General features: G+C 46.9%; 1 protein-coding gene. It reads right to left on the bottom strand.

Annotated features, from left to right (window positions below; genetic code table 11):
- Positions 1 to 273: hypothetical protein (locus tag QN347_RS19900; RefSeq protein ID WP_323494414.1), on the bottom strand; the 273-nt coding region annotated here is incomplete at both ends.

The raw sequence follows: 273 nt of genomic DNA, 5'->3' as shown, positions 1-273 counted from the left end.
CCACCAGAGGCCGCCTGATAAGTCATTGAGGACATCCAATCGACCAAATCATGCTGAAACAGACCACCCAGGCCCATCAACATACAAGACACAGTGCAGTTACCGCCAATGTAGTTTTTAACTCCTCGATTCAATGCAGACTTAATCACGTCCAGATTGACTGGATCGAGCACGATCACAGCATCATCTTCCATACGCAAACTAGAAGCTGCATCAATCCAATAACCATTCCAGCCAGCCGCACGTAATTTGGGAAAAACTTCCGTCGTATAC

It is taken from the genome of Sphingomonas sp. 10B4 (genome assembly GCF_035019905.1).
Lineage (GTDB): Bacteria > Pseudomonadota > Alphaproteobacteria > Sphingomonadales > Sphingomonadaceae > Sphingomonas > Sphingomonas glacialis.
Note: the sequence above shows the minus strand (reverse complement) of the source record. Positions and strands in the feature narration are given on the sequence as shown.